General features: G+C 46.8%; 8 protein-coding genes. All 8 read right to left on the reverse strand.

The genetic code is table 11. The features are described from left to right. Window positions 1-8 precede the first annotated feature (8 nt). Complete coding sequence (locus tag BUB19_RS06230; RefSeq protein ID WP_084097015.1) at window positions 9-3098, reverse strand: SusC/RagA family TonB-linked outer membrane protein; 3090 nt, start codon at window positions 3096-3098, stop codon at window positions 9-11. Window positions 3099-3509: 411 nt separating this feature from the next. Further along, window positions 3510-5417 carry a 7TM diverse intracellular signaling domain-containing protein gene (locus BUB19_RS06235; protein WP_084097017.1) on the reverse strand — a complete coding sequence of 636 codons (1908 nt, stop codon included), beginning with the start codon at window positions 5415-5417 and terminating at the stop codon, window positions 3510-3512. Between the two features lie 101 nt (window positions 5418-5518). After that, a complete protein-coding gene (locus BUB19_RS06240; RefSeq protein ID WP_245802787.1) occupies window positions 5519-6961 on the reverse strand; it encodes a BNR-4 repeat-containing protein in 1443 nt (480 codons plus the stop codon). Window positions 6962-7032: 71 nt separating this feature from the next. Then, window positions 7033-7413: a response regulator gene (locus tag BUB19_RS06245; RefSeq protein ID WP_073093668.1), complete on the reverse strand. Its 381-nt coding sequence runs from the start codon at window positions 7411-7413 to the stop codon at window positions 7033-7035. A gap of 305 nt (window positions 7414-7718) precedes the next feature. Then, on the reverse strand, window positions 7719-9134 hold the full coding sequence (locus BUB19_RS06250) for an enolase C-terminal domain-like protein (protein ID WP_073093669.1): 1416 nt from the start codon (window positions 9132-9134) through the stop codon (window positions 7719-7721). Window positions 9135-9370: 236 nt separating this feature from the next. Then, a complete protein-coding gene (locus BUB19_RS06255; protein ID WP_073093670.1) occupies window positions 9371-11752 on the reverse strand; it encodes a c-type cytochrome in 2382 nt (793 codons plus the stop codon). A gap of 28 nt (window positions 11753-11780) precedes the next feature. After that, a complete protein-coding gene (locus tag BUB19_RS06260) occupies window positions 11781-13229 on the reverse strand; it encodes a sulfatase family protein (protein WP_073093671.1) in 1449 nt (482 codons plus the stop codon). Next, complete coding sequence (locus tag BUB19_RS06265) at window positions 13226-14809, reverse strand: sulfatase family protein (protein WP_073093672.1); 1584 nt, start codon at window positions 14807-14809, stop codon at window positions 13226-13228. Before BUB19_RS06265 ends, BUB19_RS06260 begins: the two co-directional genes overlap by 4 nt. Window positions 14810-14815: the final 6 nt, after the last annotated feature.

Consider the following 14815-nt stretch of genomic DNA (forward strand, 5'->3'; position numbering starts at 1 on the left):
CGTCTTTTTTATAGTTTAATGTTTAATCCAACAGTATAAATTGCAGGAATAGGGTACACCTGCCTGTCGATACCATTGGCTACTTCAGGGTTGAAACCGTTGTAATTAAACATTGTCAATGGTCTCTCAGCGGTGAGCGTGATTCGGGTCTCGGGCATTTGGGTCCCGAATACCTCCTTGTCTGCAAGCGTGTAGGCCAGCCTCACATTTTGGATACGGAAATAAGAACCATCCTCCACGAAATAATCGCTAAGGTTCTGATTCCATCCCTTTCTTAGTCCGGCAGCAGAAGGATACCTGTCCGATGTGCCTTCACCTCTCCAAAGGTTATTGGCCAGCTCTGCATCTATATTGGTATCATTGGTGAAAATGATCTCTCCCCGCTTTCTGTTCAGGATCTTATATCCAGACTGTCCCTGAAAAAGTGCAGAGAAATCGAGGTTTTTATACCTAAACCCTACGTTGAATCCGTAAGTAAGGCTTGGCAGAAAGGACCCCAGAACCACCCGGTCCTGATCATTGACCACACCGTCGCCGTTCTGATCTCTGAAAATCAGGTCGCCGGGCTGAAGGTCATTGTCGTTGATAAATTCCTGACTGTATCCATAGCTGTTGATTTGCTCCTGTGACTGGAAAACACCATCTGTCTCATAGCCAAAAAATGCCTGGTAGGGTTGTCCTATGATTGACCGTTGTCTGAATTCTGCCGAACCTGCGTCCAACCCTTCGGCACCGCCGAGGTCAAGAACAGTATTTTTCAGCGTACCAAAATTGCCTCCGATGTAGTAGGAAAAATTTGTCGTGAGGTTGTCTTCCCAATTGGCAGCTACTTCTACGCCCTGGTTTCGGATTTCTCCCACACTTCTTCTTTCGCTGGCCCGGATCACCGGAGGGATGATACTCACCGCCAGATTGCGCGTGTCCCTGATAAAGTAATCGGCTTCCAGAGACAGGCGGTCCCGGAAGAGTCGGGCATTCATTCCGAAGTTTCTCTCTACAGTCGTCTCCCACTGGGCAATCAAGTCGAAGGTAGGATCCAGTCTGCGCCCGATGACCAACACGCCATTGATGGCAGCATTATTTTCAACGAGTACGGGCGCTCCCACAGAGGGACTGATACCGTCGTTACCCAATTGTCCCCAGGACCCGCGGAGCTTGAGAAAATTGACGGCATCTACATCAAAGAAGGCCTCCTCAGTAAGTACCCATCCTGCTCCAAAGGTCGCGAAATTACCCCATTTCTTTTGAAATTTATTGTTTCCATCCCGACGAAACGTTCCATACAGGAGATAACGGTCATCAAAATTGTAAGCTACCCGTGAAAAATAGGATTGGAAAAACAACCTGGAACCACCGTCACCGATGCCGTTCAGGTCAAAATCTGTAGCATTGTTCAGATACCAGAATTGTTCCTCATCCCTGTCGGGGTTAGGATTGATATTTTCTCCTCTGGCAAACAGGGATTCGTTAGTTTCACTCCTGTAGGACTGTCCCAATACCACCGTCAGGTTGTGCCGGTCAAAATTGTTTTGATAGGTAAGAAAATTGTCCCAGATCTGGTCAAACCGATTGAATGTTCTTCTGCTGATGGACGACTGCCGCTCGGTAACTCCGTCATTATAGGCAAAGCCAACACTTCTGCCGTTGACACTTTCCAGGTTGTAATTATAGGAGGTCTTGAAAGTCAGATTATTGGGAATAATTTCCAACTCAGCATAGAAATTTCCCAAAATCTTGGCGATTTTGTTCCTGTTGTCAGAATAGAACAGACTGTAGAAGGGATTTTGATTGCCTCTGTACCCGATTTGCTGGGCATTTGAAAGTTGATAGGGCTGGGCATCTGTATTCTGCTCATCGTATACCGGAATAATCGGCACAGCGAAATAGGACCTGAACCAGGCACCATTGTCTCCATTGTACTGCTCAGCAGTACTGACGTTTAGATTACCGCCAACGCTTATCCAATCCTTAAGGTCAGTATCCAATTTGATCCTGAAGTTCATTCGCTTGTAACTGTTGCGGGTGTCCTTCATCAGACCCTGCTGGTCAAAGTAACTGCCTCCCACCGAATATCTGGTCCGTTCATTACCGCCGTTAAAAGTCAGGGTATGGTTTTGAATGCTGGCGGGCTCCATCATTTCTGCATACCAGTCTGTATTCACATCCGGCAGGCTGGGATCTATCCGGCTTCTACCATATCGCTGTATGGCATTCCGTACAAAGGCGATATCAGGGGCCGAACCTGTTTCATTGATGTATCGCACAAATTGCTGGGTATTGGCCATTTTCAGAATATTCTGTGGATTTTGGATTCCGTAATAGCCATCGTACACAATCTCCGGCTCCTGATTGTAGTTACCGGATTTGGTTTCAATGACCACCACACCATTTGCGGCACGCACTCCGTATATCGCAGAGGCAGAAGCATCTTTCAAAACGGATATGGTTTCGATGTCATTTGGATTGAGAAAGTCAATATTATCGAAAAACATGCCATCTACCACATAAAGCGGAGCGGCCCCACCTTCAAAAGAGCCTACCCCCCTTACCCTTACCGTAGGCGAGGCACCAGGCGCACCGTTACTGACGATCTGCACACCAGCTACCCGGCCCTGAAGGGCCTGCATGGCCTGAGAGTTGGGCGTTTTGATGATATCGTCCGACTTGATGGTAGTAATGGCTGAGGTCAGGTCTTTTTCCCGCTGGGTACCATAACCTACTACAACTACTTCTTCCAGGTTCTGAGAATCTTCAGAAAAAACAACGTTTATCTCGCTGCGGCCATTTACACTCACCTCCTGGGTCTCAAATCCGATAAAAGAAAATACCAGAACAGCGTCCCGGGAACTGACGGTCAACTCATAGTTGCCATCCATATCGGTAACGGTACCATTGCTGGTGTTCTTTTCCAGAATATTCACTCCTGGGACCGACTCTCCTGAAGGATCTGTCACATTTCCGGCCACGGAAATTTGCTGGGCCTGCGCGCCGGTACTCCAGATGCTCAACATCAAAAGCAATAAACCGGCGTACCATCCCATTTTAATTGAAATCTTGGGTTTAAAATATCCCTTGTCGAAAGTAAAAGGAATCTTCATACATCAGTTAAATTAGGTAGTAATTAATAATTTAATTAAGAATAAATAGGATGAATTGTATTTCTCCGAAAAGGTAATCTAAAGCGTTAAGAACAACCCAATACCTTTAAAAAATGTTAAAAACAACTGGTGAAAATTCCGTTGTGTCAGAGGCAAAAAATCACATGACAATATCATTAAAACTGGCTTCCAGATTGATAAAATCGATATTTTTAGAATTTCTATCAATCGATAATAACAGGGTAAGCACAGGCTGATGATTAGCTTTACGGCATAGTCGACTCCGTTCCCCATCAGCACATTTGCAGGCGAAGAAAACCGGCACGTATCTTTTAGCCGTGGATTGGCGAGAAGCTACTACAGTACTTCTGCGGGGGACTTAAGACCGGCACATTGCCAGTAAGTAAAAGATCAGGCCTGCAAGGGTTGCAAGAGAATGAGTTCCTCCCAGCCGGGGCGTGCTCCGTCTGCCAGGGACGGTACTTTCTGGCCTACTTTTTTCCTGAAAGCCCATATGGTATTGCGGCTTATCTGCAGGCTATCCGACAGCTCGTCAAGGGTAATTTTTTCCTGCACCATAAAAGAGGCATACAGTATGTAAAATGCCTTTTCCAGGGGAATTTTTATGCCATGAAAAACAGTCCCTGCGGTCACTGAGTCAATATGTCCGCAATGGGTACAACGGCGGGAAAACCAATTTGGTCCTTTACCAAACCGGGTCCTTCCACATTGCCTGCATGCAAAACCCTTTCCCCATTTAAGTTCCTCCAGATACCTGTAGCAGGCAGATTGGTCGGGAAAAATCTTAGCAAACTCCTCCCGGGACAGCGATTGTTGTTCCATTCGTGCCTTATAGGAATCCCGTATAGAACTTTTTAGCTTCCAGTTGTCTTTATCGAGTAAGGCATTGATCCTTTTGATCTCTGCGTCTTTGAGCTGCAATTGCAGGTTTACTTGTTCCAGCAGATGGTTTTTGTCCTGCAATTCTGCAGTACGCTCCCTCACTTTGGATTCCAACTCCTTGTTTACCTTTTCCTTGAGCGCAATATTGTCCTTATATTGAGCCAGTGAGCGCTTTAGCGCCTTATCCCTGATTTCCTTCATGATTCGGATACGGTCGCCAAGGGCAAAGGACAACAATACCATTTCTATCAGAAACGCAAAATGCAGGCTGTAATAGACAACGGTGTGGTGTGGAATGATGGCATAGCTGGCCAAAACTTTTATCAAAACACCCAGGAACAGCACCCCATAAGCCATGACAAAAAACCGGGCCGCCTGGAAATTTTTCAGCAACAAATAGATCCCTGATGAGAAGATCAACATAAATGGCAGCAGGTCGTAATAGGAAATTTCAAAATAGGAAATATCGACAAAAAGACCAGCGGAGAAAATCAGGGCTTTAAAAACCAGCGAAAACCAAAGCAGGTAGTGGAATTTTCTCGCCCGTCTGCGGGTATTCAAAAAGCGGATGGTAAACAGCACGGCCCAAAACGCAATAAAAAAACTAAATAACCCATTCACGATAATATTCAGCTCCGGAAACCGGGGCCAGAAAAACTGAAACCCGATGCCATCAAGACTCATGGCGTAAAAACCCACGCTGAGCAGATATAAGATATAGTAAATGTATTTCATCTCCCTCACCGCCAGAAAAATGAGAAAATTATACAGGGCAATGATCAAAATCATGCCATAAAACAAGCCGTAGAGAAAATATTCACTGAGCGCATAATGAATAAACCGGTTGAGCGAGCGCACAGCAATACGTATATCGGCTTTCTGGCTTGAGTTTATTTTGAAGTAAAAGTTTTCAATTCTGTCTTGTCTGTTGGGAACCTCGAGCTGAAAATTTTTATGGTTGTAAAGGCGTAGCACAAAGGGGTAGCTATCTCCCATCAATTTCCGTTGGTACGCTCCGCTTTCATCAGGGTAGTAGGCTTCTATCTTATCAATACTTTGATCATAAAACTCCAACAGCCATTTCTTCTCACTCTGAGGGTTGTTTGCAATTGAAAGTTTGACCCAATAGGTATGGTTGGTATCAAAGTCGTTTTTACTGAAGTCTGCATTGATTTTAAAATGCTGCTGAAACGGCTCTTTTATGATATCCTTAAAATCAAGCGTGTCGCTGGTATCTTCGTAAAACTCAAGCTGATCTATTGCATATATTCGTTCGTTCCAGTTGTCGTCTATGCGCAAAGTTGCCTCACCGGATATTCTCTGGCTAAAACCCAGCTCAGCGAGCATTAAAAAAGCCAGCAAAGGGCAGAGTTTGATCAGGTCAATTGTTTTCCTCAAACGAAATGGGGTATACATGTTCCGTTGCCTTTGTAAAATAACCCAGGCAGATCAAAGATCAGTTCCCGTTTGCAAAACTAATCCGGATAGCAATCCCCTGACTCCGCCCTGAACCTGATTTAAAACCAACCGCTAAACCAACTATTTCTCAGTCTTTTAGGCTTCACTGCCGATCGGTCCATTTCGTAGGGAAGCATCCATACTTTCCCTGAGCTATCGCCAAAATAAAGCTGGCTTCTGCTAAATTTATCCGGATTGCCGTCGGCCCAGAAATAGTAAAAGGGATCTTGTCCATTCACCACTCTCCTGATATAGTTGTGGTTCCGCTCACTTCTTCTGGTCAGGGATTTGGTTTTGACCCAATGAGCACCCCCATCGCTACTTTTCCACATCTCCACTTCGCCGCCTGCTCCCCACTCCTGGGGACTGTTGCTGGTCGGGCCAATTACCATCCAGTCATTGCCGGAGACCCAAAGGCTTCCCATGTCATAGTTTTGGTCCGATTCCGTAATTACGTGATCTTCCCATGCAGCACCATTCCAGTGCACCACATGCCATTTTCGACTGCCATTTTCCGGGCCGGGATGATGCCCGATACCTTCCACATATAGCGCGATCGGATTGCCGTCGGCGTCAAAATTCACATCTTTCAGGTAAACATTCCTTTTTTGGCTGAAATATTCCCTGACCAAACCCGAGGAGGTTAGGTTAACCACGGGAATTTCTACCTTATTGCCTTCTACATCTGTCCAGGTCTCCCCGAAATCGACACTTTGAAAATAATACAGATTGGTTCTTAAGTCTACGTTGCCATTGGGATGCCAATTGCAAAAGAACCCAATTTTATTGCCGCTTTGGCCGCTGATCTGATAATGTCCGCTGTTGGTGTCTCCATTTCTTATGATGGCTACCAATTTGCGATCTTCAGACCAATTCATTCCATCCGCGCTGGTCTCAAAATACAACTCCCGGACGCCGGTATATTTTGTAAATAAATTGAGAAAGCCACTGCCGTTTATGTATTTTGGCTGTGGGTAGGTCATTTCTTCCTCCGATATCTGCTCAAAATCACTAATACTGTAGGGCTCACGGCTCCTGTACTTAAAACCCATTCTCCTTCTGCCTCTGCCACTTACAAATACCCATATATGTCCAGCGTCATCTATGGACAAACTGGGATTGTCATGGGGATCATCTACACCCAATTTGTCATGGACAATAACCGGCTTGCTCACCAGGCCTGTTTCATGATCAAACATGCCTATCATGCACAGAAGGTGTTTCTCACCTTCGGATCTGGTACCTCCGTAAACAAAAAATGTTCGGTTTACCTCGGGTGCATGTATCGCCAGAGGAATATGTTTGGCCGTGTAAGTACCGAGTCCACCTGAATATTTATCTCCAAATTCAGAAAACTGACCCAAGGTAAACCAAATGCCTTTGTAGCCATCGACAGCAGGAAATTTCTCCTGAGCAACCGTCGGTTGACCAAAAGAAAATAAAATAAAAATTAAGTTGGAAAGGATAAGGCGGGTCAGATGCTTCATGAGGTCTTGTATCATTGAAGCACAAAAATAAGTAATTTGTCGAAGAATTTACTCCGTATATTGCTGGTATACCGGGAATCGAAAATTTATAATTTAAATTTTTCTTTAAACTGAATAAAATCCTGAATACTGAATGGTTTAACCCAAAAATCAACGATTCTTTTGTAGTTTTTTGCCTTTCGTTTGTCCGCCGGCTCAATGGAGGAAGTGATGATGATCACCTCAATATTCTGCGGAACATTCATCGATTCAAGCATATCCAGAACATCCCAACCCGACAATCCCGGCATATTGATATCTAAAAACATGAGATAATCTTCAGACCCGGGCGCCTGGTCAGCTATAAAATCCACCAGTTCTTCTCCGTTGTTGAAAGAAGTCACTTCCTGCTCAATACCGGCCTTTTCCATCAGTTTCTTTTGGAGCAAGATAACGATGGGATCATCATCTACCAATAATATTTTCACCTTACAGCATTTAGGGTTGATACAGCAATCCTGAATTCAGCCGTAAATCCAACCTGGTATGCCAAAAAAGAAGCTGGAACAAGGAATAGATTTGACATGCAGTTTTATATATTTAAAATACATTTTTTCAAATGTAAAACAAGAAAAGTGAATTAAAAATAAATTGAAGCTATTTTTTCGCTAAAATTCAGTCATTCCGGATTTTGTGATAAAAAATGTTTGTTAAATGATAAAAAAAACCATAGTCATGCCCGTTTTATTCCCAAAAGACCTGTTAAAGGCTACTTTTCCGGAAACAGCCACCATCAAATTTCAAACAATCCTTTGTAGTGGGGGCTGATCGCCAGAATTCCGCCACTCTTTTCGTAAAATTCCGGACCTGTGGGATATACACCGTCTTTGGTATGTACCCAGGAAGCATCCGACATGGGATGGTAGCCCAACATCTGATCCCAGTTTTTGTAATATTGGTGCCCATTCGTTTCCTGCAAGCCCAGATCCATATCAGGGAAAGGAGCCAGACGGGCGGCTACATTTTTATTCCAATCTACCAAAATCGGGTTTACCGTCAAATCTGCACAGAAGCAGGGAACCTGCTTTTCATGCGCTGCCTGCACGATTTTCATGGTCATGCTCATGGTCTTTGCAATGGCTTTTACAGCGATTGCAGAATATCCCTGCTCAATTCTTTGCAGCGCGTCTTCGACCGTATGTGCGCTTTCATCAGCGGCAATACGTACACCCAGATCTCCCACATAGGTATCGTTGTCTTCCCCAAAGGGCTCCTCTATGACTGCTATCTGGTCAAAAGCCCCTATCTTTCTGGCATGGTCCAGAAACCGCTCCAGGGTTTCTTTCTGCTCATACCGCTCATTTACGTCAAAATAGTAGGGAATCTTTCCGTTGCTTGTATGGGGAGTCTCCAGGTGACCGAGGGTTTTATGCACATCAGTTAGAAATTTGATGTCCTTCTCAAGCATTTCCTTTTGGGTACCGGCTGCTCCGGTTTTTAGCTTCATGATGAAATGTCCTTTATCTGCAGCTGCCTTAATATCCTTAATGGACGCTCCTACACTGAAAGAAGGAATGCTGGCAACCTTATCATGTTTGTGTGACAATCCGGGCCGATACGCTTCCGGGATCATTTCATCAAAATTTCTCAGGCCGTTTTCCTCAGCATATACCAGCCAGGCAGCGTTGTCTACCGGAACCAGAGCATTCAAGGCAAAAGTCTTCTTTAATGCCGCATTCCCGGTGATTTTTTTTCCATAGGTATATACTTCCGGGAATATTTCGTCCAGCAATGTCACCGGATCGCTAAAGCTGGTTTCTTTTATAATTTGCAGCGCTCTTTCCGTCATTGCATACATCAGCGCATTGCCTGCTGTGGTGGAGTGAGCCTGAAACACAGCCTTGTCGGACCACAATGTACCCTGTGTACCTATTCCTATTTTTTCTACGCCTCCTTCCGAGCGCATCAGGGCTACCGTCTGCCAGGCCTGTGTGATCGCACTCCCTTTGAAACGGTAAGGGGAAAGGGGTTCTCTTTCGAAGTTCGAATCCGTATGGACGATTTTTATTTGCTTCTTCATGTTTAGCTGTCTTTTTGGCTTTCCCAGGCTAATGGAGGGAGAAATCCCCAGGCTTCCTGCAGCCAGCAAAGCTCCGGATCTATTGATAAATGTACGCCTGCTCCATCCTTTTGTGTTTTCTGAGTTCATTTCTTTGTAGTAGTTTCTTATTGCGTTCAACTTGACTAACCATTGCGTATAGATATGCCTGCTAACCTACAGGCAACACTGCTGCAAAAATTAAATCACCATTCCCCAGTCTGTTGATATCTACTTGTCCTGCGGATAAAATCATCTTTTAGCGGCTAAAGTCTGTCATTGCTTTCTTAAATTCATTTGCATGTGAACGGATAGATTCCGTAATTTCCCGGAGCTGATGCAAATGGTCACAGTTTTGCCCTGCCCCGAACCGCCACCTGTGATGGTTCAGTCGGTTTGGGAATATGATTGAGCGTGTACCAGGCTTCTGATGACCACAATGGATCTCCCGATTTACTCCTCAACTGTTCTGAGATTTTGAAATAAATCACATGTTTTTCCCTGAGCCCGCGTAGCTTCAGGTACAGTTTTTTACCGTCAGCGGACCAATCCGCCTGCTCCGGAACCAACTCCTCCAAATCCAGTTTCGGGCCACCATAGGAAGCCGTTGGTTCATATCGCCACTGTTCCAGATGAATCATTTCCGGCCTGAAATTATCCGGATTCATGGGTTGAGTAAATTCAATCTCAAAACCATCTGACCGGGCACGAATGGCGAGCATTTCAGCGGTCGGCTCACCATTGTAACTTAGTCTTTCGAGTCCAAACTGGTTTTCTTTCCAGCTCCAACCACCCACCATACCTACTTCTCCCACATACAAGGCACCATCCGGGCCCCAAACCAACCGGTTGACGCCGGCGGCAAATCCCTGGGAAAAACGAAATACTGCTCCCTGGTATTGCCCGTTTACCTTCTCCAGAAAATCCCTCTTGATACCTCCATGTGACACATCTCCATGCAGGAGTTGACCCTTGTAGGGGCCATCTTTCATCAAAACAGGCTCGGAAGGAGAATTTCCGATTTCCTTATCGGGCAGCCATATCGCCGGTGGCACCATCTCCGGAGGGTTCTTTTCCTGCCCGGCGGTAAGCCCCCATGCCATGCCATTATAGGCACCCTGTTGTACATGGATCAGCTTGTTTGCCGGGAGCCACTGACCCTGGTTGTCTGTCACGAAAAGCTCCTCGTCCATTCCAAGCCCAATTCCATTGGGAGTTCTCAGGCCGTAATCTATAGTCTCATAGCTCCCATCCCTGCTTATCTTTAAAGTGCGTCCTCTATCCGGGAGTTGCCGTTCGTTGGCCATCAGGCGCATGGCCATGGACAAGGTAATGTAAAAATGATCATCCTTGTGGACCAGCCCAAAGGCAAATTCATGGAAATCGTCCGTGACTCCCCATGCATCACATACCACCTTGTATTCGTCAATAACTTCGTCTCCGTCATGGTCTATCAATTGGGTCAGTTCGTGTTTTTGCAAAACGAAAATTTCCCCATCTACCACTTCCAGGCCCAGCGGTTCGGCCAGACCTTCTGCCACCCGCTTCACCGTTATCTCTGCGGGATCGTCTTCCCTGATCCCCTCGACCAGGTACACTGCTCCCAGGGAATCCCAGGTGCTGACCAAAAGCCTTTCGTCTGGCAGGAAAGCAAGTCCGCCCACTCGTGGTTGAAAATCCTCACGATGAAGGGTAGTAAGGTCGTAACTTGGGTGGACAGCCTGTAAAGGAGCGCCATGGCCGGGGAGCGGACTTTCCTCTTCCTCTGTGGAGGGTACATTCCGGCTGACCTGAATCTGCTGCTCTCCACTGCTTTCTTCTGTTTTAAAGGTAAAAATATAATCTAAAATGGTTTTGATCTCCTTTTCTGCCAAATCCGGATGGGGATTCATTGGCGTCTCCCCCCAGCGCCCCTTTCCTCCTTCCTTTATCTTGCTGGTAAGCAGTGCATAGCTATTTTTGTCCTTTGGATACCGGGATGCAATCTGTTCAAATGAAGGCCCCACCATGGCATTGTGTTCTTCATGGCAGGTATAGCAATCGCTATTTTCCATCCACAATATCCCCAAATGGTCATAGCTATCCCCGATCGACGGAGCCTGCTGCGCCGGCAATCTTTCAAAATAATCCCTGATCACCGTTTCATCGTCTATAATATGGCGCACGGTTCCATTTTCGCTGATCAGCTCAAGGCTGAGCCCGGCAGGCTTCCCCACCACTTGAAAAGACCTCTCAAAACCCGGATTCCCGCCCTGGTCTCTGGTGAATTCCGGACTTTCCTGCAGGGAAATCTTTCTTCCATCGTTGAGCAAGAAATCAAAGTTCAGGGTAATTCGATTATGCCTTAGTAAATAGCCCCTGAATTTGGTTTCAAACCCCAGTTCCCTGCCCCCTTCTGCAATCACCCATTTGTCCGGCAGCTCTCCTTCTTTGTAGTAGGAAGTCCCCCAACTGCCTGGCTGAATATTTTTTTTGTTGGTAAATACAGTTCCTTCAGCCAAAATCCCACCCTTCCATACTTTGTAAACCTGGCCTTTCTCCAGGTCGTAGGCTGCATAACAGGCCGTATCCAGCGCCAGGCTGAGCATCCTGGGCTTCCTGTCCAGGACAGAGCGAAATGCCCAGGGATCCCTTGGCCGCTCCGGTGCTTCTTCCGGATCCGGCGAGCAGGCCGTTAAGACAAGGATGGCAAGGACGGAGAAGAAAGGAAAACACCTTTTTATTTTCATTGTTTTGCTATTCAATATTCCTATCAGGTCAGAATGGACCCTTAGCGGTTGTGGACAATGCATCTGGTCCTCCCGGCATGGTTCCTCTTGATCTATCGATCTCAAGTGCTTTACCCGTTTCCTTATCGTACCAGTCGGGCGTGAGGTTTTCAGGCAGCGTATCATCGGTCTCTTCAATCCATCTGTCCAGTATCCCCCGCAAATGGTCCAGGGCTAATTGATCATCCGCTAGCGTTGCTCTGTTTAGCCATTGGCCGGGATCTTTACTGATAAGGTATAGTTCTTCATGTGGCCGGGGGGAGGCAAATACATCAGCCTGCACCGCATTGAGCAGACCTGCATCCCGCTGATTTTTCAGGTCTTCATAGGCCTTGCTGGAATTGGAGTCAGCAGGCCCGGGGTTTGCTGTCTGTGGCCGGCTGTTGCGAATATACAGGTAATCGCCAGCCCTGACCATGCGCTCGTGGGCTTCGTGGTCGTGCCAGTTGTGCTCTGCAAAAACATACTTCCTGAAGGGCAGGCCCGGGTTCTGCAACAGCGGACGAAAACTTTTTCCCTGAAAATTCTCTTTTGCTGTTATACCTGCCAGATCCAGAAAAGTCGGCGCCAGATCAATACTGCTGAGCAAACTTTCCGAAACCGAGCCCTTTTTGACGATACCCTCAGGCCACTTGACGATCAGCGGTGATTTGATACCTGAATCAATCAATCTGGTTTTGCTCCTGGGAAATGGCCGGCCATTGTCCGATAGAATCATGATCACCGTCTGATCCAGCACACCCTGCCCGGCCAACTCACGTTCTACCTGCCCGACAAAATCATCAAAGCGAGCGATTTCATCGTAGTATTGGGCCAAATCCTTTCTTGTACCGGTAGTGTCTACCAATTGCATGGGGACATCTACCAGGTCTTCATCATGTGTGCCCGAAAAGTCATTGGAGCCCCAGGGACGGTGGGCGTCCAGTGAAGCCAGCCAAAGAAAAAATGGCTTGTCCCTCGGTCTTTCCCTGAGCAAGGGAACCCAATATGCCTCTCCTCCATCACCGATTTGCGCTCCCTGGTCGTAGATCAGATCAAATCCCTCTCTGGGGGCCGGGCCCATGTGCCATTTTCCGGATTGGCCGGTAAAATAACCCGCTTCCTGCAAGACTTCCGGAAAGGTGAGTATAGCGGGAGGCAGGGGTGTATGCAATTCAGCGGCACCCGTATTGTGCGGGTACCTGCCGGATATGATGCTGCAACGGCTGGGACTACAGGAGCTTGAGGTCAGGTAAAAATTGGAAAACTGTATCCCTTCCTGCGCCATTCTATCAATATTGGGCGTTCTTACAAGTGTATTGCCTGTGATGCCCAAATCCTCATAGCCGATATCATCGGCGATAATCATCACAATATTCGGCCTGCTCTGCTGCGCAAAGGTGTTAGAAAAGCAGGTCGTTAGCAAACCAATCAATACTGGTAAGAATCGGTAACTCATTCCTTAAAATATTTTTCGTAGTCAGAATCGTTTACCCAGCCGGTGTTAAATTCCTCGCCCTGCATAAAGCGGCTATAGAAATTTCGCTGGCTTTCCTGTGCATATTCGTAATTGTCAAACACTTCCCCATTCCCAAACATGCGGGGATCATCCTGCGCTCTGAGTTCGTTTTCCATTTGTAAAGCCAGCTTGTCTTTGATATTCTGATATTCCGGGTGCAAGGCCAGGTTATTTATACAAAGCGGGTCTTTTTTCCTGTCATACAATTCTTCAGATGATCTTTTTCCAAAAGAAAGGTTCCAGTAGTATTTCTCCCCCGACACCCTTCTCTGATTCAAAATGACAGTTTTTGTAGCCCCACCGTCGGTATTGAGGTAACCTGTTTCGGGATTTCCGGCCGGCCAGCGGCTGGGTTCAAAATTTCTGATATAAGTAAAATCCTCGGTTACGATACCCCTGATGGGATAACCCTGATCATCGGGTCTGCCGATATCATGGCGCTCCTTGCCTATCAAAACGCTGCTTCTGGCAGGATCTGTTTTGCCGGACGCCTCGGTGTCAAAAAGCGGCAACAGGCTTTTTCCGCTCATGGCCGCCACCCCTGCACTGTCGGGATCTACTTCTGCCAGTTCCAGAAAAGTAGGCGCAAAGTCTGCGAAACTGACAAAATCAGCAATTACTCTACCGGGATGCTGAATGCCCTTTCCCCACATGATCGCCAGTGGCAGGTGGTTGGAAAGCTCATAGGCCTGACCTTTCACTCTGGGAAAAGGCATGCCGTTATCGGCCGTTACCACAACCAGGGTGTTGTCCAGTTCGCCTCTATTTTCCAGCTCCTCCAGCATCCTCAGCAGGTGCTGATCAAAATATTCCGTCTCAAAAGCATAATCCAGTAAGTCATTTCTCACTGAGTCAGTGTCCGGCCAGAACGCCGGCACCTCGTCAATCATATCCAGCGTTTTGCCGCCCAACTCCACGCCCGAGCCATAAGCATATGCCCGGTGAGGTTCTGTAGACCCATACCAGAAATAAAAAGGCTTATCTTCAGGCTTTTCATCAAGAAATTGCCGGAAATTGCCTGCATAATCTACCCGGCTGATCTGGTCCGTAGGCGGGTCAGTTGTGACCTCACTGTATCTTGTTCCGGTAAGCATTCTCGGTTTTCCGTTTCGCTCTCCCGGGTTACCGGGTGCCCAGCCCTTTCCGGTGAATCCCGTAAAGTATCCATTCTCCCCCAGCACCTCCACATGGGACAAAAACTTTGAAGGAAAATCAGGGACATGATTGGCCGCCTCCTCCAGTTGCCAGGAGTTTCTGCCTGTAAGGATAATGGATCTGGAGGGAGAACACTTCGCGTTTGGAGTGTAAGCCCGGGTAAACAACAACCCTTCATTGGCTACCCTGTCAAAGGCCGGGCTTTGAATCCAATCTGTGCCGTAAGCACCCATATGTGGGAAGGACAGATCATCCGCAATAGCAATCAGGATATTGGGGCGCCTGTGTTCTTCTCCTTTCTGCTCCTGGCAGGAAATGACCATCAGGATAATAAAAAGCCTGAAAAGGTTTTTTGGGTAACACATATTGAT

Origin of the sequence: Cyclobacterium lianum (genome assembly GCF_900143075.1) — a bacterium.
Lineage (GTDB): Bacteria > Bacteroidota > Bacteroidia > Cytophagales > Cyclobacteriaceae > Cyclobacterium > Cyclobacterium lianum.

What these genes read in the sequence shown, in the direction of transcription:
- BUB19_RS06230 (WP_084097015.1), bottom strand. Translation starts at nt 3,098, where the DNA reads ATGAAGATTCCTTTTACTTTCGACAAGGGATATTTTAAACCCAAGATT.
- BUB19_RS06235 (WP_084097017.1), bottom strand. Translation starts at nt 5,417, where the DNA reads ATGTATACCCCATTTCGTTTGAGGAAAACAATTGACCTGATCAAACTC.
- BUB19_RS06240 (WP_245802787.1), bottom strand. Translation starts at nt 6,961, where the DNA reads ATGATACAAGACCTCATGAAGCATCTGACCCGCCTTATCCTTTCCAAC.
- BUB19_RS06250 (WP_073093669.1), bottom strand. Translation starts at nt 9,134, where the DNA reads ATGAACTCAGAAAACACAAAAGGATGGAGCAGGCGTACATTTATCAAT.
- BUB19_RS06255 (WP_073093670.1), bottom strand. Translation starts at nt 11,752, where the DNA reads ATGAAAATAAAAAGGTGTTTTCCTTTCTTCTCCGTCCTTGCCATCCTT.
- BUB19_RS06260 (WP_073093671.1), bottom strand. Translation starts at nt 13,229, where the DNA reads ATGAGTTACCGATTCTTACCAGTATTGATTGGTTTGCTAACGACCTGC.
- BUB19_RS06265 (WP_073093672.1), bottom strand. Translation starts at nt 14,809, where the DNA reads ATGTGTTACCCAAAAAACCTTTTCAGGCTTTTTATTATCCTGATGGTC.